Source organism: Kitasatospora sp. NPDC057738, assembly GCF_042798815.1.
In the GTDB taxonomy this organism is placed as follows: Bacteria; Actinomycetota; Actinomycetes; order Streptomycetales; family Streptomycetaceae; genus Kitasatospora; species Kitasatospora lactacystinica.
Map to the genome: position 1 here is coordinate 12,384 of NZ_JBHVJT010000049.1, position 22,380 is coordinate 34,763.

The 22,380-nt window shown below is 72.9% G+C and carries 25 protein-coding genes and 1 pseudogene; 13 read left to right on the forward strand and 13 right to left on the reverse strand.

The genetic code is table 11. The annotated features are described in order from the left end of the window. Positions 1-101 precede the first annotated feature (101 nt). The 3 genes and pseudogenes from ACFVGO_RS25015 to ACFVGO_RS25025 all read right to left on the reverse strand — a co-directional run. A pseudogene (locus tag ACFVGO_RS25015) lies at positions 102-650 on the reverse strand (GNAT family N-acetyltransferase); the annotation flags it as partial. An 88-nt stretch (positions 651-738) separates the two neighbouring features. Further along, the gene (locus ACFVGO_RS25020) at positions 739-942 is read right to left on the reverse strand and encodes a DUF397 domain-containing protein (RefSeq protein ID WP_380634121.1); all 204 of its coding nucleotides are present in this window, start codon (positions 940-942) and stop codon (positions 739-741) included. Then, complete coding sequence (locus tag ACFVGO_RS25025) at positions 935-1,801, reverse strand: helix-turn-helix domain-containing protein (RefSeq protein WP_380353905.1); 867 nt, start codon at positions 1,799-1,801, stop codon at positions 935-937. The genes ACFVGO_RS25020 and ACFVGO_RS25025 overlap by 8 nt, the downstream gene beginning before the upstream one ends. 217 nt (positions 1,802-2,018) lie before the next feature. Here ACFVGO_RS25025 and ACFVGO_RS25030 point away from each other — a divergent pair, with 217 nt between their 5' ends. Together ACFVGO_RS25030 and ACFVGO_RS25035 are read left to right on the forward strand one after the other, a co-directional pair. Next, the gene (locus tag ACFVGO_RS25030) at positions 2,019-2,381 is read left to right on the forward strand and encodes an ATP-binding protein (protein ID WP_380353907.1); all 363 of its coding nucleotides are present in this window, start codon (positions 2,019-2,021) and stop codon (positions 2,379-2,381) included. Beyond that, positions 2,378-2,629, forward strand: coding sequence for a hypothetical protein (locus ACFVGO_RS25035; protein ID WP_380353909.1), 252 nt, complete (start codon positions 2,378-2,380; stop codon positions 2,627-2,629). The genes ACFVGO_RS25030 and ACFVGO_RS25035 overlap by 4 nt, the downstream gene beginning before the upstream one ends. Before the next feature lie 84 nt (positions 2,630-2,713). Here the strand turns inward: ACFVGO_RS25035 and ACFVGO_RS25040 are convergent, their stop codons facing one another. The 5 genes from ACFVGO_RS25040 to hisC form a co-directional block, all read right to left on the reverse strand. Further along, positions 2,714-3,424, reverse strand: coding sequence for a DUF5666 domain-containing protein (locus ACFVGO_RS25040; RefSeq protein WP_380353911.1), 711 nt, complete (start codon positions 3,422-3,424; stop codon positions 2,714-2,716). 12 nt (positions 3,425-3,436) lie between these two features. Then, positions 3,437-4,648: an ABC transporter permease gene (locus tag ACFVGO_RS25045; RefSeq protein WP_380353914.1), complete on the reverse strand. Its 1,212-nt coding sequence runs from the start codon at positions 4,646-4,648 to the stop codon at positions 3,437-3,439. Then, positions 4,645-5,469, reverse strand: a complete 825-nt coding sequence (locus ACFVGO_RS25050; RefSeq protein ID WP_359905125.1) for an ABC transporter ATP-binding protein — start codon at positions 5,467-5,469, stop codon at positions 4,645-4,647. The genes ACFVGO_RS25045 and ACFVGO_RS25050 overlap by 4 nt, the downstream gene beginning before the upstream one ends. A gap of 8 nt (positions 5,470-5,477) precedes the next feature. Further along, entirely contained in the window at positions 5,478-6,866 is a 1,389-nt protein-coding gene (locus ACFVGO_RS25055; protein WP_380634127.1) for an efflux RND transporter periplasmic adaptor subunit, read from the reverse strand. Between the two features lie 398 nt (positions 6,867-7,264). Continuing rightward, a complete protein-coding gene (gene hisC / locus ACFVGO_RS25060; RefSeq protein WP_359905131.1) occupies positions 7,265-8,344 on the reverse strand; it encodes a histidinol-phosphate transaminase in 1,080 nt (359 codons plus the stop codon). A gap of 340 nt (positions 8,345-8,684) precedes the next feature. Here hisC and ACFVGO_RS25065 point away from each other — a divergent pair, with 340 nt between their 5' ends. The 5 genes from ACFVGO_RS25065 (at position 8,685) to ACFVGO_RS25085 (ending at position 15,202) form a co-directional block, all read left to right on the forward strand. Continuing rightward, complete coding sequence (locus ACFVGO_RS25065; protein ID WP_359905133.1) at positions 8,685-9,842, forward strand: LacI family DNA-binding transcriptional regulator; 1,158 nt, start codon at positions 8,685-8,687, stop codon at positions 9,840-9,842. Positions 9,843-10,014: 172 nt separating this feature from the next. Continuing rightward, positions 10,015-11,475: a metallophosphoesterase gene (locus tag ACFVGO_RS25070; protein ID WP_380634131.1), complete on the forward strand. Its 1,461-nt coding sequence runs from the start codon at positions 10,015-10,017 to the stop codon at positions 11,473-11,475. A 360-nt stretch (positions 11,476-11,835) separates the two neighbouring features. Beyond that, positions 11,836-12,726 carry a hypothetical protein gene (locus tag ACFVGO_RS25075; RefSeq protein ID WP_380634134.1) on the forward strand — a complete coding sequence of 297 codons (891 nt, stop codon included), beginning with the start codon at positions 11,836-11,838 and terminating at the stop codon, positions 12,724-12,726. 159 nt (positions 12,727-12,885) lie between these two features. After that, positions 12,886-14,427 carry an alpha/beta hydrolase family protein gene (locus tag ACFVGO_RS25080; protein WP_380634136.1) on the forward strand — a complete coding sequence of 514 codons (1,542 nt, stop codon included), beginning with the start codon at positions 12,886-12,888 and terminating at the stop codon, positions 14,425-14,427. 214 nt (positions 14,428-14,641) lie between these two features. Then, the gene (locus ACFVGO_RS25085) at positions 14,642-15,202 is read left to right on the forward strand and encodes a hypothetical protein (protein ID WP_380634139.1); all 561 of its coding nucleotides are present in this window, start codon (positions 14,642-14,644) and stop codon (positions 15,200-15,202) included. 83 nt (positions 15,203-15,285) lie between these two features. Here the strand turns inward: ACFVGO_RS25085 and ACFVGO_RS25090 are convergent, their stop codons facing one another. After that, positions 15,286-15,882 carry an NAD(P)H-dependent oxidoreductase gene (locus tag ACFVGO_RS25090; RefSeq protein WP_359905145.1) on the reverse strand — a complete coding sequence of 199 codons (597 nt, stop codon included), beginning with the start codon at positions 15,880-15,882 and terminating at the stop codon, positions 15,286-15,288. 101 nt (positions 15,883-15,983) lie between these two features. Between ACFVGO_RS25090 and ACFVGO_RS25095 the strand changes: the two genes are divergently transcribed. After that, the gene (locus ACFVGO_RS25095) at positions 15,984-16,820 is read left to right on the forward strand and encodes a helix-turn-helix transcriptional regulator (RefSeq protein ID WP_359905148.1); all 837 of its coding nucleotides are present in this window, start codon (positions 15,984-15,986) and stop codon (positions 16,818-16,820) included. Positions 16,821-16,868: 48 nt separating this feature from the next. Here the strand turns inward: ACFVGO_RS25095 and ACFVGO_RS25100 are convergent, their stop codons facing one another. Further along, positions 16,869-17,792, reverse strand: a complete 924-nt coding sequence (locus tag ACFVGO_RS25100) for a LysR family transcriptional regulator (protein WP_380634143.1) — start codon at positions 17,790-17,792, stop codon at positions 16,869-16,871. Between the two features lie 129 nt (positions 17,793-17,921). Here ACFVGO_RS25100 and ACFVGO_RS25105 point away from each other — a divergent pair, with 129 nt between their 5' ends. Further along, entirely contained in the window at positions 17,922-18,308 is a 387-nt protein-coding gene (locus ACFVGO_RS25105; protein ID WP_380634145.1) for a VOC family protein, read from the forward strand. 91 nt (positions 18,309-18,399) lie between these two features. Here ACFVGO_RS25105 and ACFVGO_RS25110 read toward each other — a convergent pair whose 3' ends face one another. Both ACFVGO_RS25110 and ACFVGO_RS25115 read right to left on the reverse strand, forming a co-directional pair. Further along, positions 18,400-18,837, reverse strand: a complete 438-nt coding sequence (locus tag ACFVGO_RS25110) for an SRPBCC domain-containing protein (RefSeq protein ID WP_380634147.1) — start codon at positions 18,835-18,837, stop codon at positions 18,400-18,402. A gap of 164 nt (positions 18,838-19,001) precedes the next feature. Continuing rightward, the gene (locus ACFVGO_RS25115) at positions 19,002-19,490 is read right to left on the reverse strand and encodes a DUF5994 family protein (protein ID WP_380634149.1); all 489 of its coding nucleotides are present in this window, start codon (positions 19,488-19,490) and stop codon (positions 19,002-19,004) included. 277 nt (positions 19,491-19,767) lie between these two features. Between ACFVGO_RS25115 and ACFVGO_RS25120 the strand changes: the two genes are divergently transcribed. Continuing rightward, entirely contained in the window at positions 19,768-20,193 is a 426-nt protein-coding gene (locus ACFVGO_RS25120; RefSeq protein WP_359905161.1) for a CBS domain-containing protein, read from the forward strand. A gap of 15 nt (positions 20,194-20,208) precedes the next feature. On the opposite strand, the gene ACFVGO_RS25125 is transcribed toward ACFVGO_RS25120, so the two are convergent. Then, positions 20,209-21,009, reverse strand: coding sequence for a helix-turn-helix transcriptional regulator (locus ACFVGO_RS25125; RefSeq protein ID WP_380634151.1), 801 nt, complete (start codon positions 21,007-21,009; stop codon positions 20,209-20,211). A gap of 113 nt (positions 21,010-21,122) precedes the next feature. Here ACFVGO_RS25125 and ACFVGO_RS25130 point away from each other — a divergent pair, with 113 nt between their 5' ends. The 3 genes from ACFVGO_RS25130 to ACFVGO_RS25140 are packed head-to-tail and all read left to right on the forward strand — an operon-like array spanning position 21,123 to position 22,359. Beyond that, positions 21,123-21,479: a VOC family protein gene (locus ACFVGO_RS25130; RefSeq protein ID WP_380634154.1), complete on the forward strand. Its 357-nt coding sequence runs from the start codon at positions 21,123-21,125 to the stop codon at positions 21,477-21,479. 17 nt (positions 21,480-21,496) lie between these two features. Then, positions 21,497-21,943, forward strand: coding sequence for an SRPBCC family protein (locus ACFVGO_RS25135; protein ID WP_380634156.1), 447 nt, complete (start codon positions 21,497-21,499; stop codon positions 21,941-21,943). After that, entirely contained in the window at positions 21,940-22,359 is a 420-nt protein-coding gene (locus tag ACFVGO_RS25140; RefSeq protein ID WP_380634159.1) for a nuclear transport factor 2 family protein, read from the forward strand. The genes ACFVGO_RS25135 and ACFVGO_RS25140 overlap by 4 nt, the downstream gene beginning before the upstream one ends. Positions 22,360-22,380: the final 21 nt, after the last annotated feature.

Sequence of the window (22,380 nt, forward strand, 5' to 3'; positions counted from 1 at the left end):
CCCGTTTCGATCTGGTGGGAGCTCTTCCGGGGGACGACAGGCACCACGAAAAAGCACGCGTACGGCGGGGGGGGGGGTTCGCCCCTCCCCCCCCCCCCCGCTTCCCAGGTCTCCTTGAGGAGCTCGTACTCGACTTCGCCGTGCTCGGACCCCGGGATCGACTCCGGCCAGTCCCCGAAATAGCTGCGGAGGAACGACAGTCCCGACTTCTCCATCACCCGCCGGGACCCCGTGTTCACCGCCATGGTGTTCGCGGTGACCCGCTCCACCCCGAGGTCGGCGAACCCCTTGTCGATCAGGGCCAGCGAACCCTCCGTGGCACAACCTCTGCCCCAGGCCGACCGGTTCAGTCGGTAGCCGAGTTCGACCACGGCCGGATCGTGGTCGTCGAGCGGACGGAGCTCGAACCAGCCCAGAAACGTGCCGGTGGTCTTCTCCTGGGCCGCCCAGAAGCCCCGGGTGCCCGAACACGGGTGGACGTGGAGGAGGCGGGGCAGGGTCCGCGTGCGGATCGCCTCGCGGTCCGCCGGCTTGCCGCCGTTGATGAAGCGCATGACCTCGGGGTCGTTGTCCAGCGCGAAGAGGTCGTCGACGTCGGTGTCGGTGAACGGCCGCAGGAGGAGACGCTCGGTCTGCAGGAAGGGATGCATCCAGCGATCTTCATCGGGTGCCGCCGAACCGGCCATCGATTTTCCGGCGGCCCCTTGCGGAGGAGCAAGGGGCCGCCGGAACGGTTCGCTAGGCGCGGGAGGTGGCCAGGCAGTCGAACTCGCCCGCCTTCGCGCCCTGGAGGAGGGCCGCGAAGTTGGGGGCAGTGGTGCGGACGATGACGTCGCCCTCGTCGGACTCGCGGAGTTCGATCACACCAGCGATGGCCCGCACCTCTACGCATTCGGAGTTCGCGCCAGAGTAACTGGACTTCTGCCACGGAGAGTTAGGCATACTTGCTTTCCATATCCTTCTTGATGGATCGAATGAACTCCCGGGATTCACCTTCCGAGAGGGCCGCCGAGTCGATCCGAGCGAGCAGGGTGCGGAACCGGGTCATGTGGGCTGGCGCGTCAAAGAGCACGTTGCCGAGCCCCGAGTCCATCTGCGCTGTGTCGAGCTCAGGAATCGGCCCTTCGGCATAGGTGAAGTTCTCGTGCGTGAGCGGCAGCGTGTCGACCTCGAACAGCACAACTCGAACAGAGATGGTCGGCAGCTCGGAAGCCTCGATGAGACTTCCGAGCTGCTCGGCTTGAACCTTTGGTCCACTGAACTGCATACGCAGCGCTGCCTCATGGATGTATGCCAAGTACGGCGTTTCGCCGGATCGAACGACCCTCTGCCGCTGCATCCGAAAGGATGTCCGCAGATCGACCTCGTGGCACGGGAGAGGCGGGAAGTTTCGCGCGAAGACGGCCGATGCATAGGCGTTGGTCTGGAGCAAGCCCGGGATGAAGGCCATCGTGTAGGTAGAGAGCCCTCTCGCCCGCCCCTCGATCTCTGCAACCTCAAGAAAGTCGGGCGAGAGGTTTCCGCGGTACTCCTCCCACCAACCGCCCTTGTCCCGGTCCGTGATGATGTCCGCCAGCGCGTCGATCAAGGGCTCGTTGACGCACATGCACAACGCGGCGATCGTGCGCAGGCGTTCGACGCTGATACCGGTCCTGCCGCTCTCCATCTGGGTCACGTGGGCGGGATTGATGCCCAGTGCGCGGGCGAGTTGGCTGCCGCCGAGGCCGGCCTGTTCCCGCATCCTGCGAAGTTCGGCACCCAACCTCAACTGGCGGAGTGTTGGGTTCGATCGAAGGGCCATGGGACCAGTCTGCCAGCCCCGTTCGGGGGAACTTCTCGCGGATCGCCACAAATCTGTGGCGATGCGCGCTATCGTCATCCTCAGAACGATCCGATGGATCGTCAGACACGCTTTGGTTCAGCGCAGTAGGCGCCTGCTGCCCGCCCGCCGAAGAGCAACCACCCCCTGGCCTGGCTCACGGCTTCCCCCTCCACACTCATGCCTCTCGGAGGTTCCTGTGTGCACCCTGAACACCCCCTCCCTCACCCTCACCCGGCAGGCCCTGCGGGACGTCCTGACCCGCGCCGCCTGGGACACCGAGACCATCTTCAACGCCGAACTCGCCCTCGGCGAACTCATCGTCAACGCGTGGCGGCACGCTCACACCGCCTCGCCCGTCGTCTACTTCTCCCTTGACGACCGCACCCTCCGGGTCTGCGTCGCGGACGAGAGCACCACCCTCCCCCACGGGAAGGACCTCCCCCTCCTCGCCGAGACCGGCCGGAGCCTCCGGCTCGTGTCCGGGCTCACCCACCGCTGGGGCGTCGACCCCCAGAAGCGCGGCAAGACGGTCTGGTACGAGCTGGACTCCGTCGCGTGACCCGCGAACCGGTCGCGCCGGACGACCCCCGGATGCGGGACTTCACCGCCGCACACATCACCGTGCTGCTCGGGGAGTTGCACCGGCGCGGTCTCCCGTACGGGCTGCTCTGGGGTTCGGCCTCGGCCGGCGAGACCATCCTCGACGGGCGTCTCCTGGTGGACTTCGGCAACGCGCCCGTCAGCACTCTCCTCAACCTCCTCCACCTGCTCCGGGACCTGGACCGGGAATCGGTGTGGAACCGGTGAGGCGCCTCGAACCGCGCTGAGCACATGCGAAGGCCCCCGCCCACCGAAGGGGCGAGGGCCTCGCGGTCGTCCGTCGGCTCCGGGTCAGCCGCCGGACGGGTTCCTGGGAGCACCGCCACCGGCCCCGGCACCACCGCCGAAGCCGCCACCGCCACCACCGCTACCGCTACCGCCGAAGCCGCCCGCTCCGGCGGCGCCTTCGACGAGCTGGCTGGCCGTGTAGCCACCGTTGGCGTCGGGGGTGCCGACGACGGTCACGCTCTGGCCGGGCTGCAGGTCTCCGACCTTGCCCTCCTTGTTGAGCTGGACCTTCGTCGCGTCGCCGGTGGTGACCTTGATGGTGTTGCCGTTGGTGTCGGTCAGGTACACCGTGTTGCCGTCGACGGCCTTGACCGTGCCCCGGGCGAAGCCGGCCTGCCCGCCCTTGCCCTGACCGCCCTGGCCTGCCCCTTGGCCCGCCCCCTGCCCGGCGCCCTGCCCCTGCCCGCCACGCCGGGAGCCGTTCTGCCCCTGCCCGGAGCCGCCTCCCGGAGCCGCCGCGGCGGCGGCCGGCCGGGCGGAGGACTTCCCGCCGCCCGGAGTCCCGTTGTTCTGCTGGTACCAGACCCCGCCCGCGAAGGCCCCGGTGGCGATCACGCCGCCCGCCAGCAGCAGGCTGAGCCAGGGCAGCTTCCGCCGGGGCGGCGCGGCCAGTTCGGCGCTCACGTCGCGGGCGTCCGGCGGGGTGGCGAGCAGGGCGAGCTGCTCGGCGGGAGTGCCGGTGTCCGGGCTGACCGTGGCGATCTCTTTGCTCATGACAGTGGAGTCCTACTCGTGCCGGAGGGCGTCGATCGGCCGCAGCGACGCGGCCCGGTTGGCGGGGTAGCTGCCGAAGAACAGCCCGATGGCGACGGCGATGGCGAACGCGCCGAGCACCGATTCGGGGATCACCACCGGCTTGATGCCGACGATGCTGAAGTGCGAGCCGGCGATCCCGGCCGCCACGCCCAACCCCGCGCCGATCACCGACAGCAGCGTCGACTCGGTGAGGAACTGCCCGAGGATGACCGCGCGCGGCGCGCCGAGCGCCTTGCGGATGCCGATCTCGCGCGTCCGCTCGGTGACCGTCACCAGCATGATGTTGGTGATGCCGATCCCGCCGACCAGCAGCGAGATCGCCGCCACCGCGCCGAGCAGCACGGTGAAGGTCTTGGTGGTGCTCTCCCGCGCCGTGAGCAGCGAGGCCTGGCTGGTGATCCGGAAGTCCGCCTTGGCGGGGTCGGCGATGGCGTGCGTGCCGAGCAGTACCCGGGTGATCTCGGACTGGGCCGCCGTGGTGCTGTCGGCGTTCGAGGCTTGCACCAGGATCTGGTTGACCGGGCCGAAGCCGGTGAAGGCGTTCTGCACCGTCGGGAGCGGGGCGACGACCACGTCGTCCGGGTCGGTGAAGCCGCTGCCGCCCTTGGCCTGGAGCACGCCGACCACGGTGAACGGCGTGCCGCCGAGGACGACGGACCTGCCGACCGGGTTCTCGGTGTCGAACAGCTGCTTGGCGGTCGTCGCGCCGAGCACCGCGACCTTGCGCGAGGCGAGCACGTCGTCGTCGGTGAAGTACTCGCCGTGGGCGACCTTCTGGTTGGCGGTCTCGAAGTACGACGGGTAGGTGCCGACGATCGAGCCGGGGCTGTACGAGATGTTCCCGTACAGCGCCGTCCCGCTGGTGGTGACCACCGGGGCGACCGACTTGATGGCGCCCGAGTCGCCGTCGCTCGCCAGCGCCCTGGCGTCGGCGACCGTGAGCTTCTTGACCGCGGAGGTGGCCCGGGAGCCGCCGTTCGCCGAACCGGAGCTGACCGTCAGCGAGTTGGTGCCGAGCGAGGTGATCGAGTCCTTGACCGCCACGGACGAGCCGTTGCCGACCGCCAGCAGCAGGATCACCGAGGCCACGCCGATCAGCACCCCGAGCATGGTGAGCGCCGAGCGCACCTTGTTGGCGGCCAGGCCGCCGACCGCGAAGCGGAGCGTCTGCCAGAGGATCACGCCGACACCTCCGCGACCGCGGCCTGCGCGAACGCCGCGTCCAGGAAGGGCGGCGGCCCCTCCACGGGCGCCTGCCTCAGGTCGCTCACGATCTGCCCGTCGACCAGCCGCAGCACCCGCTTGGCGTGCCGGGCGACCTCGTCCTCGTGGGTGATCAACACGACCGTGCGGCCGGTGGCGTTGAGCCCGTCGATCAGGGCGAGCACCTCCTCCGTCGAGCGGCTGTCGAGGTTGCCGGTCGGCTCGTCGGCGAGCAGCATCGCGGGCGCCGTCACCAGCGCCCGCGCCACCGCGACGCGCTGCTGCTGGCCGCCGGAGAGCTCGTTGGGCTTGTGCCCGGCCCGCTCGGCGAGCCCGACCAGCGACAGCGCGGCCATCGCCCGGCGGCGCCGTTCGGCGGTGCGGACGCCCGCGTAGGCGAGCGGCAGCTCGACCTGGGCGAGGGCGGTGGTGCGGGGCACCAGGTTGAAGGACTGGAAGACGAAGCCGATCTTGCGGTTGCGCACCAGTGCGAGCTGCTGCTCGTCGAGGTGTCCGACGTCGGTGCCGTCCAGCAGGTAGCGGCCGGCGGTCGGGACGTCCAGGCAGCCGAGGATGTTCATCAGGGTGGACTTGCCGGAGCCGGAGCTGCCCATCACGGCGACGAAGTCGCCCTGCTCGATGTCCAGGTCGACGCCCTGCGGCTCGCCGGTCTGCGGGTCGGCGGGGCCGCGCAGCGCGTGCACGGTGGCGTCGCCGTGCCCGTACGCCTTGGTGAGCCGGCGGATCCGGATCACCGGGACGGGATGCGCGGGGACGCGCTTGTCGATGACGTGACGCATGATCGGTCTCAGCCCTTGCCGCCGCGACCGGCCCCGCCGCCGGCGCCACCGCCGCCGGAGCCACCGCCCGGGAAGACCCCGCCGCCCGCGGCTCCGCCGGCCCCGCCCCGGTTGCCGCCGAGGCCCGGGAAGGAGGCGTTCGGGAAGCCGTTGCCGCCGCTGGTGGTGGGGAGTTCGACCTTGTCGCCCTCCTTCAGCCCGGAGACCACCTGCACGGTGCTGTCGCCCTCGACCCCGACGCCGACGGTGACCCGCTCGGAGGCGCCGTCCGGCTGCACCAGGGTCGCGGTGCGCGACGTTCCGGTGCCGGACAGGGCGGAGGTGGGCAGCGAGAGCGCGTTGTCGGCCTCGCCGGTGATCACCTGGACGGTGGCGCTCAGGCCGGTGCGCAGCGTGCTGGTGTCGCCGGTGATCTGGAGCGTGGCCGCGTACTGGACGGCCGCGGAGCCGGCCGCGCCGCCGGAGCCGCTGCCGGTGGGCAGCGAACTGACCGACAGGACGGTCGCGTTGAGCTTGGTGTCGGACTGGGCGTTCAGGGTGACGGTGGCCGCCTCGCCCTTCTTCAGCTTGAGCGAGTCGAGCTCGGAGAAGTTCGCGGTGACCTGCATCCCGGCCGGGTTGGTGAGCACGATGAAGCCGCTCGGAGCGGACGTCGAACTCGCGCCGCCGCCCGTGGACTTGGTGGAGGAGGACGAGGAGCCGGAGCCGGTGGCCCCGACGGTGTCGCCGACCTTGCCGGAGACCGAGGCGACCGTGCCGTCCACCGAGGCGGTCAGGGTGGTGCCGGTCAGCGCCGCCTGGGCGTTGGCGAGGTTGGTCTGCGCGGTGGCGACCTGCTGCTGGGCCTGGGCCACGGCCGCGTCGTCGACCTTGGTGGTGGTGATGGTGGTGGTCTGCGGGGCGGGCGTACTGCTCCCGCCCGCCCCGTGGCCACCGCTGCCGGCCCCGGCGCCCGGAGAGGCGGCGGAGGTGGCGCCCGGCAGTTGCTCGGTGGTCGTGGTGGTGACCCCGGCCTGGGCCTTGGTGAGGTTGGCCTGGGCCGTGGTGAGCGCGGACCGGGCCGCGTCCACCTGCTGCTGGGCCGCCGTGGTGTCGACGGTGGCGAGCACCTGGCCCTTCTTCACGGCGTCCCCGACCGCGACCTCGACCGCGGTGAGCCTGCCACCGGTGGTGAAGTCCTGGGCCGCGTCGGTCGGTGAGACCAGGGTGCCGGATCCGGACACGGTGGCCAGGACGGTGCCCTTGGACACCGTCGCGGTGCGGGCCACGGGCTTCGCGGAAGCCGGGCCGGAACTGCCGCTGACCGTGGCGTACACCAGGGCGGCACCGCCCAGCAGGGCCACGCCGAGCGCGGAATTGACGAGGACGGCGCCTCGCCGCCGTGGGAGCACCTTCATGCGGGACAGCTTCCCGGGGCCCTCTTGCGGCGTCCTGGACGCCGACTGGGAGAAGCCTGACCGGCCGGATCCGGGCATTGCGGACAGAGCGTCCCTCCCGTGCGGGCGCCTTGGCCGCCCCGTGGGCGGCCGTTGGCGGAACTCCCAGCGGGCTCCCAGCGACCTCCAGGCATCCGGCAGGACGTTCTGAGGGCGTTCTCACGGAGTCGGGCCGGGCCTGCGGCAGCCGTGCGGAACGCGGCCACCGACGCGGAACGCCGCACGGCCCGGGACACGCCGAGGGCACGGGGCACCCCGGGGGGACGGGGCACCCCCGGGGGACGGGGCACCCCAAGGGCGCGGAACGCCGCAGGGGCGCACCGGAGAACCGGCACGCCCCTGCGATCACCGACAGGACGTCAGAGCGACTTGCGGAAGGCCTCCGCCACCGACAGGAAGATCGAGTTGCCCTCGGCCTCGCCGATCGACACCCGCACGCCCTCCGGGAACGGCCGCACGATCACGCCGGCCTCGGCGCACGCGGCGGCGAACTCCGGCGAACGCTCGCCGAGCCAGAGCCAGACGAAGTTGGCCTGCGAGTCCGGGATCTCCCAGCCCTGGGCGCGCAGTCCGGCCACCACCCGGGTGCGCTCCTCGACCAGCGCCTCGACCCGCTCCAGCAGCGCCTCCTCGGCGCGCAGCGAGGCGATGGCGGCGTCCTGGGCGATCCGGCTCACGCCGAAGGGGGTGGCGACCTTGCGCAGCGCGGCCGCCACCGGCTCGTGCGCGATGGCGAAGCCGACCCGCAGGCCCGCCAGGCCGTACGCCTTGGAGAAGGTGCGCAGGACGCACACGTTCGGGCGGTCCCGGTAGAGGTCGATGCCGTTGGGCACCTCGGGGTCGCGGATGAACTCGATGTAGGCCTCGTCCACCACGACCAGGACGTCGCCGGGGACGGCGTCCAGGAAGCGCTCCAGCTCGGCGCGGTGGATCACGTTGCCGGTGGGGTTGTTGGGGTTGCAGACGAAGATCAGCCGGGTGTTCGGAGTGACCGCGGCGAGCATCGCGTCCAGGTCGTGGTCGCCGTTCGCCTTGAGCGGCACCGGGACGGGCGTCGCCCCGGAGACCGTGGCGACGATCGGGTACGCCTCGAAGGAGCGCCAGGCGAAGACCACCTCGTCGCCCGGGCCGGCCGTGGCGAGCACCAGCGACTGGGCGATGCCGACCGAGCCGGTGCCGGTGGCGATGTGCTCGGCGGGCACCCCGAAGCGCTCGGCCAGCACCGAGGTCAGCTCGGTGACCCCCATGTCGGGGTAGCGGTTGAGCGAACCGGCCGCCTTGACCGCGGTCTCCAGGACACCGGGCAGCGGCTCGTAGGGGTTCTCGTTCGAGGACAGCTTGTAGGCGTCGGCGCCGGCCGGCTTGCCGGGCTTGTACGTGGGGATGCCGTCGAGGGTCGGCCGCAGCCGCGGGCCCTGCGCTGACGTACCACTGCTCACGGTCGTACTCCGTTTCCAGTTGCGGAACTCTCCGGTGCGCTCGCCCGCCACGGACGGGGTCGCCTCCGTGCCCGGACCTCGTGACGCGCCCGGACTCCCCGGTCGGGTGCTTTGCACGATACCGACCGCCCTCACCCGTAGGAGTGAGATGCCCGGTCGGGTTACAGGCGCAGATCAGCCATTCTGCCCGGTTCCTTTGGCACATGTCAGAGGTAAGAGGCCTGGTTTCAGGCGGGTATCGAAGGGGCGCACCCCGGCTCACTCTTGGAGAAACGTATCTCCGGGGGCTTCCGATGCGCCGGTCACAGACCCTTGTCAGGAGCCATACGATCGGTCCGCCATGACAGCAGCAGCCAACCAGAGCGGTCGGCGTCCCACCACCTCACGGCGTCTGGAGCGGGCCGGCATCCGGGATGTGGCAGCAGCCGCCGGAGTGTCGATCACCACTGTCTCCGATGCGCTGAACGGAAAGGGCCGCCTGCCCGACGAGACCCGCAGCCGGGTGCGCGAGGTAGCCGAGCGCCTCGGCTACCGCCCCTCCGCGGCCGCCCGCACCCTGCGCACGGGACGGTCCGGCCTGATCGGCCTGACCGTCACGACCTACGGTGAAGAGCCGTTCACCTTCACCGAGTTCGCGTACTTCGCCGAGATGGCCCGGGCCGCCACCAGCGCCGCCCTGGGCCGCGGCTACGCGCTGGTGGTGCTGCCCGCCTCCTCCCGCCACGACGTCTGGGGCAACATCGCCCTGGACGGCACCGTGGTGATCGACCCGCCCGACCAGGACCCCCTGGTGAGCGAGCTGTACCGGTCCGGCGTGCCGGTGGTCAGCGACGGCAAGCCCGGCAACTGCCCGGTCACCGCCTGGGTCGACAACGACCACGAGGCCGCCGTGCTCGGCATCCTCGACCACCTGTCCGAGGCCGGCGCCCGCCGGATCGGCCTGCTCACCGGCACCAGCACCGACACCTACACCCGGCTCTCCACCGAGGCCTACCTCGGCTGGTGCGCCAAGGTCGGGCAGGAGCCGGTGTACGAGACCTACCCGGCGCACGACCCGGCCGCCGGCGCCGTCGCCGCCGACCGGCTGCTCGCCCGCCCCGACCGGCCGGACGCCGTCTACGGACTGTTCGACCCCAACGGCACCGACCTGCTGGCCGCCGCGCGCCGCTACGGCCTGCGGGTGCCGGACGACCTGCTGCTGGTCTGCTGCAGCGAGAGCGACGTCTACGCGACCACCGAGCCGCCGATCACCACGCTCTCGCTCAAACCGCGCAAGATCGGCACCACGGTGGTCAACCTGCTCATCGACGCGATCGAGGGCGTGGACTCCGGGACGGGCGTCGACATCGCCCGGCTCTTCCCGCCGCGGTTCCGCACCGCCGGCACCGGGCCGCCGCCCGGCACCCTGATGCCGACCGAGCTGATCGTCCGCGCGTCCTCCCAGCGCCGGAGTCCGCGCACCACCGTCAGCCCGCCCCGGGCCCCGGGCGAGGTATAGACCACCACGCCGCAGCGGCCCCGAGGCCGGGCCGCGCGGCTCCGCCACAGCTGACGAGACCATGCCGAGCCGGGACAAAACGGACCTTGCGGGACCGCCCGGCTGACGCTCCGGAGGATTGGATACCCACCAGGTGACGACGCCGGGAGAGTGGTCTTCCTATGATGGGCGAATGACACCCGAGGACCGCTTCCCCGGGCCCGAGCACCCCCACTCGGTCCCCCGCCACCAGCCGGACCTCGACGTGCTGCCGTACGGCACCTATTACGAACCCGACGCCGCCACCGGCTACCCCGCCGCACCCTACGAGGGGGAGGGCCACGACGGGGAGACCTACAGCGGCTACGGCGGAGCCCGCTACCTGGAGCAGCACTGGCCCGCCGACGGCCAGGGCCACACCGTGCACGCCCAGGGCATCGGCATGGACCAGGCCCCGGCCTTCTCGCACCAGGGGCAGCAGGGACAGCAGGAACACCAGGGACAGCAGGAGCACCAGGGACACCAGGGACACCAGGGGCAGGGCGGCTACGAGGACGGCCCCGGGTACGAGGAGCGCACGGGCTACACGGGCGGGGAGCAAGGCGGCTACGAGAGCCGGGAGCAGGCCGGCTACGACGGCCAGGACCGGACCGGCTACGACGCGCGCGAGCCGGGCGGCTACGACGGCCGGGACCAGGCCGGCTACGAACCCACCCTGCCCGACCAGCCCTCCCCCGCACTCGGGCTCGACGGCCGCGACGACCCGCCGACCATCGAACTCGGCCCGCCGCTGCCCGACCCCGCCGCGCCCACCTACCCGTACCCGGCCCCCGGCCCCGGCGAGCCCCCCGGCCCGGTCTACGTCGTCGGCGACGTGCACGGCTACCTGGAGGAGCTGCGCGCCGCGCTGCACGGCCAGGGCCTGATCGACGCCGACGGCCACTGGTCGGCCGGCCGCGCCCGGATCTGGTTCCTCGGCGACTTCACCGACCGCGGCCCCGACGGCATCGGCGTCATCGACCTGGTCATGCAGCTGGCCGCCGAGGCCGCCGCGGCCGGCGGCTACTGCCGCGCCCTGATGGGCAACCACGAACTGCTCTTCCTCGGCGCCGCCAAGTACGGCGACGAGCCCGTCCAGTCCACCGCCGGCACCGCCTCCTTCCTCGCCGCCTGGCGGCTCAACGGCGGCCAGCAGAGCGACCTGGACCGGCTGGAGGCGCACCACATCAGCTGGCTCTCCCGGCTGCCCGCCATGGCGGTCGAGGACGGCCACCTGCTGCTGCACTCCGACACCACCGCGTACCTGGAGTACGGCGAGTCCATCCCCGACGTCAACGACGCGGTGCACGGCCTGCTCGCCGACGGCAGCGTGGACGAGTGGTGGGACTGCTTCCGCCGCTTCACCAAGCGGTTCGCCTTCCGCGGCGACGCCGGCCCGATGGCCGTCCACGAGCTGCTGGACACCTACGGCGGCAGCCGGATCGTGCACGGGCACAGCCCCATCCCGTACCTCACCGGCGCGGTGCACAACGACGACGGCCAGCCGCCGCACATCCCCGGGCCGTACGTGTACGCGGACGACCTCGCGGTGGCGATGGACGGCGGCGTCACCATGGAGGGGCGGCTGCTGGTCGCCCGGCTGCCCATCGGCTGAGGCGCGCGGCCGCTCCCTCGGCCGGAGCGCTCGCACGGAGCGCTCGCACGGAGCGCTCGCACGGAGCGCTCGCACGGAGCGCTCGCAGGCCGCCGGCCGGATCGCCCTCCGGCTGCCGACCGATCGTCAACCGACCATCGCCGTAGAACAGTTGTTCCCGGCGCTCGGGCGGTCGCACGCGCGCGTCCCGGGGCGCGAAATTCCGGAAACCGACTGTCAGCCCGGGCGCGCCCGCCCCTACCATGAGGCACACCACACCCGGCCGCCCGTCCGGCGGCCCGCCTCCGCGCCCGTTTCGGCGTCCTGAGGGCCGCGCGCCCCCGGGGCGGAGCGAACGGGGTCCGCACGAACGGGGTCCCCATGTCCAACCCCCCGCCACTGCTCGCCGAGGACCGCCCGGAGTACGAGCGCCTCCTCACGGAAGCCCTGCGCGACCGCACCGTCCTCACCGCCCTGCGCGCACCCGGCGCGCTCACCACCGACCAGCTGCGCATCCGCGCCCTGCGCGACGCCGACCGCGTCAACGCCGCGGCCGCCACCGAGTACACCCACTACACCCGGCTGCGCGAGAGCCTGCACAGCACGCCCCCGCCGCCGCCCGGCAGCGAACCGGCCGCCCCCGGGCTGCTCAGCCAGCTGCGCTCCGGGGGCGGCGGCGCCGGACTGTTCCCCGTCCTCACCGTGCTCACCCCGATCCTGGCCTGGGCCGCCGCCCTGTTCCTGCTGCTGATCGGCTACCTGCTGCGCGCCTCCGGTCCGAACCCCGCCCTCGCCCGCTCCCTGGTCACGGCCGGGTGGGTGGCCCTCGCCGCCGGGGTCGCCGCGATGGCCATCGGCGTCATCGGGCTGCTGCTCACCGCCCTGCGCGAAGGCGCCGCGACCGCCCCGGCCGGCACCGACCCGGAGCTCGCCGCCGAACTCGGCGACGCCCACCGCGAGTGGCGCGGCGCGCTGCGCGAGCGCGGAATCCTCCCGTACCTGCTCGACGCGCTGCCGCCGGTGCCCGGCCCGGCGACCCGGCCCGACCACGACGACCCCGACCACGACGACCCCGACCACGACGACCCGGGCTACGAGGGCCCCGACTTCAGCAGCCCCGGCTACACCTCGCCCGCGTTCACCAGCCCCGGCCCCGAGGGGCTGACCGACCCCCGGGGCCGCACGACCCGCCCGGCCGCCTTCACCCCGCCCGACTTCACCGGCCCCGGGTACACACCGCCCGACTTCACCGGGCCCGACGAGGTCCGCTGAGCCCTCCGCGACGCCCCGGCTGCCCGGGGTGCCCGGGATTCCAGGGTCGCTTCCGGGGGACATCCCCACCCCCGGTCCGGGTGCGACCACCATCGCCCCGGGCTCCGCCGCCCGCCAGGCTGGAACCCACAAGAGGAGAACGACCGGGGGAGAGCGGCGATGAGCACCGGACCCGTCCGACCAGCACGCACCGGAGCGGCGCTGCTGCTCACCGCCTTGCTCGCGGCCCTGCCGGGGCTGCTCCTCACCGGCGGACCGGCGGGCGCCGCGGCCGTGAGCGGCACGGCAGGGAGCACCACACCCGCGAGAGCCACACCCGCGAACACCACGCCCGCGAACACCACGTCGGCGAACGCCACGTCGGCGACGGGCGATCCGGTCGCCAGCCCGGTCGACTTCACCGGCGCCGGCGGCACCGTCCTGCACGGCCTGCTGCTGGCCGCCCCCGCCGCGACGGCCGGCACCCGCGGCCCCGGGCTGGTCATGGTCCCCGGGGCCGGGCCGGGCCCGCTGGCCGAACTGCGGGCCGCTGCCGAGGCGTACGCCCGGCACGGCGTCACCACGCTGGTCTTCGACAAGCGCACCGACGGCTACTCGATGACCCACCGGGACTACGGGCAGCTGGCCGAGGACGCCCTGGCCGCCGTCCGGCTGCTGCGCGCCCGGCCGGAGGTCGCGCCGGACCGGGTCGGCCTGTGGGGCCTGTCCGAGGGCGCCTGGGTGGCCTCGCTCGCCGCCACCCGCTCCACCGAGGCGACGTACCTGGTCGCCGTCGGCGCGGTCGGCCTCACCCCCGCTCGCCAACAGGCCTGGGCTTACCGGGGCTACCTGCGCCACGCGGGCGTCCACGGCTCGCTGATCGACGCGCTCTCGGACACCTCCGTCCGGCAGCTCACCGCCGCCGGACTCTTCCCGCAGGCCGACTACGATCCGGTGCCGGCGTGGGAGCGGGTCCGGCAGCCGGTCCTGGCCGAGTGGGGCACCCTCGACCGCGAGGCCGCCCCCGAGGAGAGCGCGACGATCATCCGCCGGGCCCTCGACCGCGGCGGCAACACCCACTACACGCTGCGGACCGTCCCCGACGTCCGGCACAACCTGCACCTCACCGCGGACGACGGCTACGACCGGCCCGACCGGCTCCCGGCGGACTACGCCGAGGCCGAGTCCGCCTGGATCCAGCGGCTCGCCACCGGCCTGCCCACCGCCTCCGCCGACCCGGCCCCGCAGCAGGACACCCGCAGCCGCGCGCTCGATCCGCTCCCCTGGTACGAGTCCACCTGGGTCGAGGCCGTCGCCACCCTGCTGTGCCTGACCGGCTTCGCGGGCTACGCGCTGACCGGCGCCGCCCGCCGCCTGCGCCGCCGGCCGCGCCCCGCCGTCCTGCCCCGGGCCGCCCGCCGGGCCGCCCTCACCGGGACGGCCGCCCTCCTGGGCGCCCTCGGGTACCTGCTCCTCCTGACGGTCACCGCCGCGATGTTCCCCGGCCCGGTCCTGTTCGGCCGCCCGGTGGTCTGGCTGGCCGTCCAGTTGCTCGCGCTGTTCGCGCTCGGGTCGGCCGCCGTCGCCGCGGCCGGCGCCCGGCGGGAGCGGGCCGCCCTGGCCGCCGCCCCGGCGGCCGACCGGGTCCGGCTGGGCGCCCTGCTGCTGGCCGGGGTGGTCTTCCTGCCCTGGGCCCTGTCCTGGGGGCTGCTGCTGCCCTGACCCGTCACCGCGGTGGCCTCCTACCGCCGTGGCCCCCTGACCGCGGCGACCTCCTGCCCCCGTGGCCTCCCACCGCGGCGACCGCCCGCTCCCCCGCCCGGGGGAGCGGGCCCGCCCGGTTTCAGCCCGGGTGAGGACGCCACCGCCCGCGCACTCCGGGAGGGTCGGAGCCGGTGGCGGACGGACGGCGTCCGCCCGGGCCGGAGGCGGAACCATGGGCGCACGGACGATCGCGGCACGACTGCACGGCACACCGGCACCGGGCGTACCCCGCTGGGCGGTCCGGACCGGCTACGCGATCACCCTGGCGGTCCTGCCCTCCTGCCTCTGGCGGATCGGCGGCTTCATCCTCGGGCTGCCGCTGCTCGACCACGGCCCGACGCCCCCGGAGCAGGACCCGGCCTCGTTCGACGGCGGCTGGGCGTACATCCTCGCGCTCAGCGTGGTCAGCGAGGCACTGGCGCTCCTCTGCTTCGGACTGGTCGCCCGCTGGGGCGAGGTGTGGCCGCGCTGGATCCCCGTCCTCGGCGGCCGCCCGGTCCCGGTGCTCGCCGCCGTGGTCCCGGCCGGGCTGGGCTCGGCGGCGCTGATGGTCTTCCCGTACGCGATGGTGATGTTCTCGCTCGGCCTGACCATCCGGGGCGACAAGGACGGGATCATCACGCACGGCTGGCAGACGGTCGTGTTCTGGGCCGGCTACCTTCCGCTGGCCGCCTGGGGACCGCTGCTCGCCGTGCTCACCGTGCACTACTACCGTCGGCGCACGACGGGTTGAGGCTCCTTCCCCGCTCCGGCACCTTCCTTGCTACCTTTCCCCGTTCCGCCTCCTTCCCCGTTCCGGCCCCTTCTCCGTTCCGGTCATGCCGGGTACGGCGCGGCGGCCCGCGCGTTCTTCAACGCGCCCGCCCACCAGGACAGCTGGTCGAGCAGGACCTTGGCGTAGCCGGGCGCCTGCGGGTCGTTCGGGCGGCCGTCCGCCCAGGCGGTGAAGTAGTTCGGGAAGGCCAGGCCGTCCCGGATGGTCACCGCGTGCAGCTCGGTCAGCACGTTCTCCAGGTGCAGCACGGCGTGCCGGCCGCCGGCCGCGCCGCCGTAGCTGACGAAGGCGACCGGCTTGGCCGTCCACTGGGTGAAGTGCCAGTCGATCGCGGCCTTCAGCGAGGCCGGGTAGCTGTGGTTGTACTCCGGCGTGACGACGACGAAGGCGTCGGCGCCCTCCAGAGCCTCGGTCAGCTTCGCCATCCCGGCCGGACGCGGATAACCGTCACCCGCGAACTTCGGTGAGGCGGCGGGAAGTTCGAGCGGCAGATCGACCTCGGCGAGGTCCACCGTCTCGACCTCGAAGCCGCCGTGGGAGGCGGCCTGCTCGGCCACCCACGAGGACACCACCGGGCCGAACCGGCCCTCCCGGACGCTGCCGAGGATGATCACCAGCTTGTGCGTGTTCGTCTCCATGGCGACCACTCTCCGCCCGCCGAGCGGCCGCAACCAGGCCGTGCCCAGGCTGGCCCCCGCAGGGCCACCCTCCGCGCGACGATCAACCGTACGCTCGCCACATGGGCACACCACTGGGGGACTTCATCCGCGCCAAGCGCGACAGCATCCAGCCGGAGACGCTGGGCCTGCCCGACCACGGCCGCCGCCGCTCGCCCGGCCTGCGCCGCTCCGACCTGGCCGTCCGGGCCGGAATCAGCGTCGAGTACCTGACCCGGCTGGAGCAGGGCCGCGACCGCAACCCCTCCACCGCCGTGGTCAACGCGCTCGCCGACGCCCTCAGTCTCGACCCCGCCGAACGCAACCACATCCGCTACCTCACCAAGATCACCGGCGGCGCGTGCACCGGCCACGCCAGACCCGCCCCCGCCCCGCGCGAGCTGCGCCCCACCGTCCGCGAGACCCTGCGCCTGCTCGAACCGGGCATCGCCGCCGTCACCAACCGCCTCGGCGACGTCCTCGCCCACACCAGCGGCTACGCGGCCGTCCTCGGCGCGGCCGGACTGCTCGACGCCCCGGCCCCGAACCTCACCCGCTACGTCTTCACCGACCCGCGCGCCCGCACCCTGTTCGCCGACTGGGACGACATCGCCGACGAACAGGCCTTCGACATCTGGCTCGGGCCCTCGGTCGAGTCCGCCGAATGGCTCAGCACCGAACTCGCCCCGCTCGCCGGCCCCGAGTTCACCCGCCGGATCGGCAACCACCTCGTCCCCCGCCGGGGCCCGCTCCGCCTCCGCCACCCGTCCGGCCCCGAACTCCGGCTCCACCGCGAGACCCTGGACCTCACCGACGACGCCCAGCAGCTCCTCGTCCTGCTCCCCGCCGACGACGACACCGCCGCCCACCTCGACCGCCTGCTCGCCCCGGAGCGGCCCCGGCTGCGCGCGATCTCCTGAAACCCCCACCGGCCACCCCGCCGGCACCGGTCACTCCGCCTGCCGCGGTCACTCCGCCGGCACGCACAACGGCGCCGCCCGGCCTGCCGACTCCGAGACGGCGTCCGTGGCCGCCCGGACGAAGGCGCGGACCCGGGCGGTGGTGTTGCTCTCCAGCCAGACCGGGCCGCGCTCGATCGGGGGCGCGTCGTGGATCGGCACGTACGCGACGTCCGGGCGCGGGTAGTAGCGGCGGGAGTGTTCGCCGACCGGGAGGACGCCGCGGCCCATCGCGACCAGGCTGAGCATCTCGGAGAAGGTGCCGCCGGACGGCCCCTTGGGCACCGGGCGGCCGGACGGGGTCCGGCCGGGGGTGCGGTCGCGCTTGAAGCCCGCCGAGGTGACCTCCGGGTACTGCACCACCGGATGGTCCGCGAGCACCTCCAGCGACACCGACCGCTCGCCGGCCAAGGGGTGCCCGGCCGCCACCGCCAGGACCCGGCGCTCGGTCAGCAGCACCGGCCCGCGGGCCATGCCGTCGAACGGGTAGGAGGCGATCAGGACGTCGATCGAACCGTCCACCAGGCTCGCCCGGGAGTTGGAGAGCTGCACCTCCCGCACGTCCACCCGGCAGTCCGGGTGCCGCTCGCCGAACAGCGCGACCGCCTTGAGCAGCACCGGCGCCGTCCACTCGCCGAGGAACGCCACCCGCAGCTCCCCGGTGACGCCCCGGTTCGCGTCCTCCGCCCGGCGCAGCGCCGCCTCCATCGCCGCCACCACCGGGACCAGGTCGTCCGCCAACTGCCGCCCCACCGGGGTGAGTCGGACCGACCGGCTGGTGCGGTCGAACAACTGCCCGCCGATCCGGCGCTCCAGCTTCTTCACCACCTGGCTGACCCGCCCGGTGGTCAGGTGCAGCCGCTCCGCGGTCCGGCCGAAGTGCAGCTCCCCGGCGAGCGCGAGGAAGACCTCGATCTCCAACCGCTCCAGCATCCCGCCCCGCCCCTCGATCGTTGAATCCGGCTCAACGATCCTACGGCGATCACGCATTGATCACCCGCCCGGCCGAGAGGATCGTTGAACCCGTCCCCGACAGCCCCACCCGAGCGGAGCCGATCACCCATGCGCGTCGTAGCCTTCGACCACCTGGTCCTCAACGTCGCCGACGTCGAGCGTTCGCTGGCCTTCTACGCCGGCTTCCTGGGCCTGGAGCCCGTCCGCGTCGACGAATGGCGCGCCGGCAAGGTGTCCTTCCCGTCGATCCGGGTCAGCGCCGAAACCATCATCGACCTGGCCCACGGCCCCCGGCACGAGTCCAACGTCGACCACTTCTGCCTCACCGTCGAGCCCCTCGACTGGCAGGAGGTCATCGACGCGGGCACCTTCACCGTCCTGGAGGGCCCCGTCCCCCGCTACGGCGCCCGCGGCACCGCCACCTCCGTCTACGTCCAGGACCCGGACGGCAACACCGTCGAGCTCCGCTGGTACCCCCAGGACGCGGCCAACTGACCGTCCACCCCCAGCGCGGCCAACGGACCGCGCCCCCGCCCCGGGCCCACGGGGGTGGCCCGGGGCGGGCACGCCGGAAGCGCCGCGCCCGTCAGTTCCGGCCGGCGAGGTGCTCGACCAGCCGGTCGAAACTGGAGTTGAGCCCCGCCTCGGCCTCCGGGCCGCGGAACATCTCCGGCACCCCGGTCTGGTGCAGCACCACCCGGGTGCCGCCCCCGTCGAGCCCGGTGAAGGTGAGGGTGGAGCGCATGCCCGAGCCCTCCTCCACCATCGCGAAGGACTCGCCGACCCGGATCTCGGTGATCTCGGCCTTCAGCGGGTACCGGTCGCCGGTCGCGTCGATCACCATGGTGCTGTCGTAGCGACCGCCCTCCTTCGCCTCGACGGTCACGGTCTCCAGCGGCACGTGGGTGCCGACCGGACCCCAGAAGCGGACGAACTGCTCCGGCTCGAAGTACGCCTCGAACGCGGCGGCCGGGGCGCCCGGCAGCTCGCGGGTGATGGTCAGCTCGCCCAGGTTCTCGGTCATCTCGGGATCTCCTCCGTGGTCACGTCCGTCGCTTGCACAGGGGTAGACCCCGGGCGTCCCGGAAACTCATCGCTCCCCGCGAAGATTCTTCGACGACTTCATCCCACCGGTGTTCTCCATCGACGACTTCTCCCACCGGTGTTCTCCATCGATGGAGAACGGCTTCAGCCGTGAACCCGGCCGGGCGCGACGACGACCACCGGCCGGCCGAGCAGCAGTTCCGCCGCCGGGGTGTGGTTCCCCGTCGCGGAGGCTCCGGCCATCGCCGAGGCGGCCGTCGTCGCGTCGGTGCCGGGCGGCACCACCAGCAGGAGGAAGTGGTCCTGGAGGCCCCGGGTGACGCTGATCGTCCCGTCGCTGCCGGCGAACCAGTTGATCCTGACCATCAGGCCGTTCGCGGCGACGGACCGGGGCACACCGTCCCAGGCCTCGGTGTCGAGGCCGACCCGCAGGATCCGCCCGAAGTGGGCGCCGAGCGCGGTGATCAGGTCCGGCAGTTCGGCGAGGACCTCGTTCGAACGCGGCCACCAGGCCCCGTCGAAGACACCCTCCCGCGACATCGTCGGCTCCAGCTCCAAGCGCGGCAGCAGCGGGGCACCGGGCACCGTCCACGGCCCGGGGGAGGAAGGAATGGGAAGGGGGATCGGCATCATCTGAGGCCGCCCGTCCGGTCCACGAGGGACCCGTCATGACCCAGGGCGACGTCGACGCTGATGCCGGTGTCCGAAATGTCCTCGGTTGCTCCCCACGCTACTCCGCCGTAGCCTCCGCCGGGCCGACCACCGCAGGAGTAGCCTCGGAGACATCCAGGGCATCACGTATCCCGGTCCCCGTTCCGGCTTCGTTCTGGGTGCAGGACAGCCCGGCAGACCCCGCCCCGGCGGGCGGCCGGAGACGGGAACGGTGAACGCCGTGACCACTCACTCGCCCGTGACCACTCACTCGCCCCAGCCCGCCCGGCCCGGCCACGGCCTCACGGTCGCCGACGCCATGGAACCCTGCGACTACCAGATAGCCGACGACAGCACCGTCGACCGGGCCGACGACATCCTCCGCGGCGCCCACCTGGACTACCTCCTCGTCCGCGGCCACGACGGCCGGTGCGAAGGGCTGGTCACCCGCACCGGACTCCACCCGTTCCTCACCCGCTCCTGGTACACCGAGCGGACCGCCATCAGCGCCACCACCCACCAGCGCGGCCCGTTCGCCTGGCCGACCATGGGCCTGACCCTGGCCGCGATCGCCATGCGGATCAAGCACCTGGCGGTCTGGCCCGTCGTCGACGAGGACGGCTACATCCTCGGCGTGCTCACCGCGGACCGCACCACCGACCTGCTCGCCGCCGAGCCCGCGTGACCCACGGCGGCATGTTCATCGGCCCGTCGGCCCATGGCGGGCGCGAACCGGGGCAAGCAGCCGACGCAGCACCGTCGGTGTGTGTCCCACGTGCTCGCGGACGATGCGGGTCAGGTGCGCCTGGTCGGCGAAGCCGAGCTGTGCTGCCAGGGCGGCGAGGCTGGGTTCGCCCTCGGCGATCCGGTCCATGGCCCGGGTGACGCGCACGCGGTTGCGGTAGCGGGTCAGCGAGACGCCCGTCTCCCTGGAGAACACCCGGCTCAGTCGGTAGGGCGACACCTCCAGCAGCGCGGCCAGTGCGCAGAGCCCTCCGGCCTCCGGGGCCTCTTCGATGATCGCCCCGCGCGCCGCGGCGGCCAGCGCCCGGTCGGCCGGCCGGGAGCGGAAGGTCGGCTCACCGGCCGCGGCCGCGACGAGGCGGAGCAGTTCCTCCGCCAGCGCGTAGTCGATGTCGCCGGTGGCCGCGGCGGCCACCAGACGGCGGTGGGCGAGATCGACGCGCGCGTCGACATACACCGTCGTCGCGGCGGGCGGGCGCCCGAGGAGGGAGGGCTCGAAGCTGACCGACGTGCAGACGTCGCCGCCGGCCGGATGGGCGAAGCGCTCCTGTTCGCCGGGCGCGCCCAAGTAGGCCGTGGTCCGGTCCAGATCGATGTCGGCGCCGTCGGCCGACCGTCGGAACCTGCCGCGTCGCACCAGCACCAGGCGGTGGTCGTCGCGGGTCTCCGGCTGCGACCACCGGGCGTGGTCGGAGCGGCACCCCACCACGGCCACGGTGAACTCCGGCCGGGCGGCGAGGGTCGATGCGGACAGCATGCCGCGAACGGTATCCGCCGGGTACGACAGAACGGCCCGCAAGGATCTTCAAGACCTCCGGCGCCATTGCCCCGGATGCTGGGGCTCACGTGATGACACGAAGGGAGCCATCCATGGCCGTTCACGCGGAGCTCACCGCGATCACCATCGACTGCGCCGATCCCCGGGCCCTCGCCGAGTTCTACCGCAAGGTCACCGGCTGGGACCTCGGGCAGGGCGACGACGACTTCGTCCAACTCGGCAGGGGGCCGGTCCGGTTGGCCTTCCAGCGGGTCGCCGGCTACCGGGGGCCCGGCTGGCCCGACGCCGCGAAGCACGCCCATCTCGACTTCACGGTGGCCGATCCCGAGATCACGGTGAAGGAGCTGCTCTCGGCGGGGGCGACCAAGCCGGAGTTCCAGCCCGGCGAAGGCGAGTGGACCGTTCTCGCCGACCCCGAGGGCCACCCGTTCTGCATCGCTTCGGCCTGACGAGGAGTCGATCACCCATGGCCTCGATCCACAAGGAAATCGTCATCGATGCCCGCCCCGAGGCGGTGTGGTCGGTGCTCAGCGACTACGGCGCGGTGCACGAGCGGCTGGCGCCCGGGTTCGTCACCGACACCCGGCTGAGCTCGGACACGCGCACCGTCACCTTCGCCGACGGCACGATCGTGTTCGAACGGCTCGTCGACCTCGACCACGAGGCGATACGGGTCGCCTACACGGTCGTCGGCGGCAGCCTCCATCCGTCCCACCACCACGCGTCCATGCAGGCCCTTCCGGAGGCCGGCGGCCGGACGAGATTCGTGTGGCACACCGATGTCCTGCCCGACGCGCTGGCCGCACCGATCGCCGAGTCCGTCGAGCACGGTTCGGCGGTGATCCGCCGCACGCTGGAGGCCGCTTCATCGGCCGCGCCCGGACCGGCACCCGTCCCGACCGAACCCCGGTGAGCAGCCACGACATCGTCCGGGCCGCCTGGAAGGCGTTCGCCGGCCACGACGCCGACCAGATCTCCGCGGTCTTCACCGAGGACGCCGAGTGGCTGGCACCTCCGGGAAACGCGACGGCCACCGCGCTGGACCGCCCCAGTCACATGGTCGGCAGGGAAATGATCACGCGTTTCCTCGCCGAGGACTTCTCCCGCCTGTTCGTCAGGGACGTCGACGTCACCTTCCACGGTTTCCACGCCGACGGCGAGCGCGTGATCGTGGAGGAGACCATGACCGCGACGCTCGCCAACGGCAATCACTACGCCAATGACTACTGCCTGGTCTTCGAACTCCGTGACGGGCTGATCCACCGCGTCCGTGAGTACATGGACACCGCGCGCGGACACCGCATGGTCTTCGGCGACGCCGAGATGTAGCCGAGGACGGCGAGGACGGCG

What these genes read in the sequence shown, in the direction of transcription:
- ACFVGO_RS25135 (WP_380634156.1), top strand. Translation starts at nt 21,497, where the DNA reads ATGGCCTCGATCCACAAGGAAATCGTCATCGATGCCCGCCCCGAGGCG.
- ACFVGO_RS25100 (WP_380634143.1), bottom strand. Translation starts at nt 17,792, where the DNA reads ATGCTGGAGCGGTTGGAGATCGAGGTCTTCCTCGCGCTCGCCGGGGAG.
- ACFVGO_RS25110 (WP_380634147.1), bottom strand. Translation starts at nt 18,837, where the DNA reads ATGACCGAGAACCTGGGCGAGCTGACCATCACCCGCGAGCTGCCGGGC.
- ACFVGO_RS25115 (WP_380634149.1), bottom strand. Translation starts at nt 19,490, where the DNA reads ATGATGCCGATCCCCCTTCCCATTCCTTCCTCCCCCGGGCCGTGGACG.
- ACFVGO_RS25125 (WP_380634151.1), bottom strand. Translation starts at nt 21,009, where the DNA reads ATGCTGTCCGCATCGACCCTCGCCGCCCGGCCGGAGTTCACCGTGGCC.
- ACFVGO_RS25130 (WP_380634154.1), top strand. Translation starts at nt 21,123, where the DNA reads ATGGCCGTTCACGCGGAGCTCACCGCGATCACCATCGACTGCGCCGAT.
- ACFVGO_RS25080 (WP_380634136.1), top strand. Translation starts at nt 12,886, where the DNA reads ATGAGCACCGGACCCGTCCGACCAGCACGCACCGGAGCGGCGCTGCTG.
- ACFVGO_RS25025 (WP_380353905.1), bottom strand. Translation starts at nt 1,801, where the DNA reads ATGGCCCTTCGATCGAACCCAACACTCCGCCAGTTGAGGTTGGGTGCC.
- ACFVGO_RS25070 (WP_380634131.1), top strand. Translation starts at nt 10,015, where the DNA reads ATGACACCCGAGGACCGCTTCCCCGGGCCCGAGCACCCCCACTCGGTC.
- ACFVGO_RS25085 (WP_380634139.1), top strand. Translation starts at nt 14,642, where the DNA reads ATGGGCGCACGGACGATCGCGGCACGACTGCACGGCACACCGGCACCG.
- ACFVGO_RS25090 (WP_359905145.1), bottom strand. Translation starts at nt 15,882, where the DNA reads ATGGAGACGAACACGCACAAGCTGGTGATCATCCTCGGCAGCGTCCGG.
- ACFVGO_RS25055 (WP_380634127.1), bottom strand. Translation starts at nt 6,866, where the DNA reads ATGAAGGTGCTCCCACGGCGGCGAGGCGCCGTCCTCGTCAATTCCGCG.
- ACFVGO_RS25065 (WP_359905133.1), top strand. Translation starts at nt 8,685, where the DNA reads ATGACAGCAGCAGCCAACCAGAGCGGTCGGCGTCCCACCACCTCACGG.
- ACFVGO_RS25050 (WP_359905125.1), bottom strand. Translation starts at nt 5,469, where the DNA reads ATGCGTCACGTCATCGACAAGCGCGTCCCCGCGCATCCCGTCCCGGTG.
- ACFVGO_RS25105 (WP_380634145.1), top strand. Translation starts at nt 17,922, where the DNA reads ATGCGCGTCGTAGCCTTCGACCACCTGGTCCTCAACGTCGCCGACGTC.
- ACFVGO_RS25075 (WP_380634134.1), top strand. Translation starts at nt 11,836, where the DNA reads ATGTCCAACCCCCCGCCACTGCTCGCCGAGGACCGCCCGGAGTACGAG.
- ACFVGO_RS25020 (WP_380634121.1), bottom strand. Translation starts at nt 942, where the DNA reads ATGCCTAACTCTCCGTGGCAGAAGTCCAGTTACTCTGGCGCGAACTCC.
- ACFVGO_RS25095 (WP_359905148.1), top strand. Translation starts at nt 15,984, where the DNA reads ATGGGCACACCACTGGGGGACTTCATCCGCGCCAAGCGCGACAGCATC.
- ACFVGO_RS25040 (WP_380353911.1), bottom strand. Translation starts at nt 3,424, where the DNA reads ATGAGCAAAGAGATCGCCACGGTCAGCCCGGACACCGGCACTCCCGCC.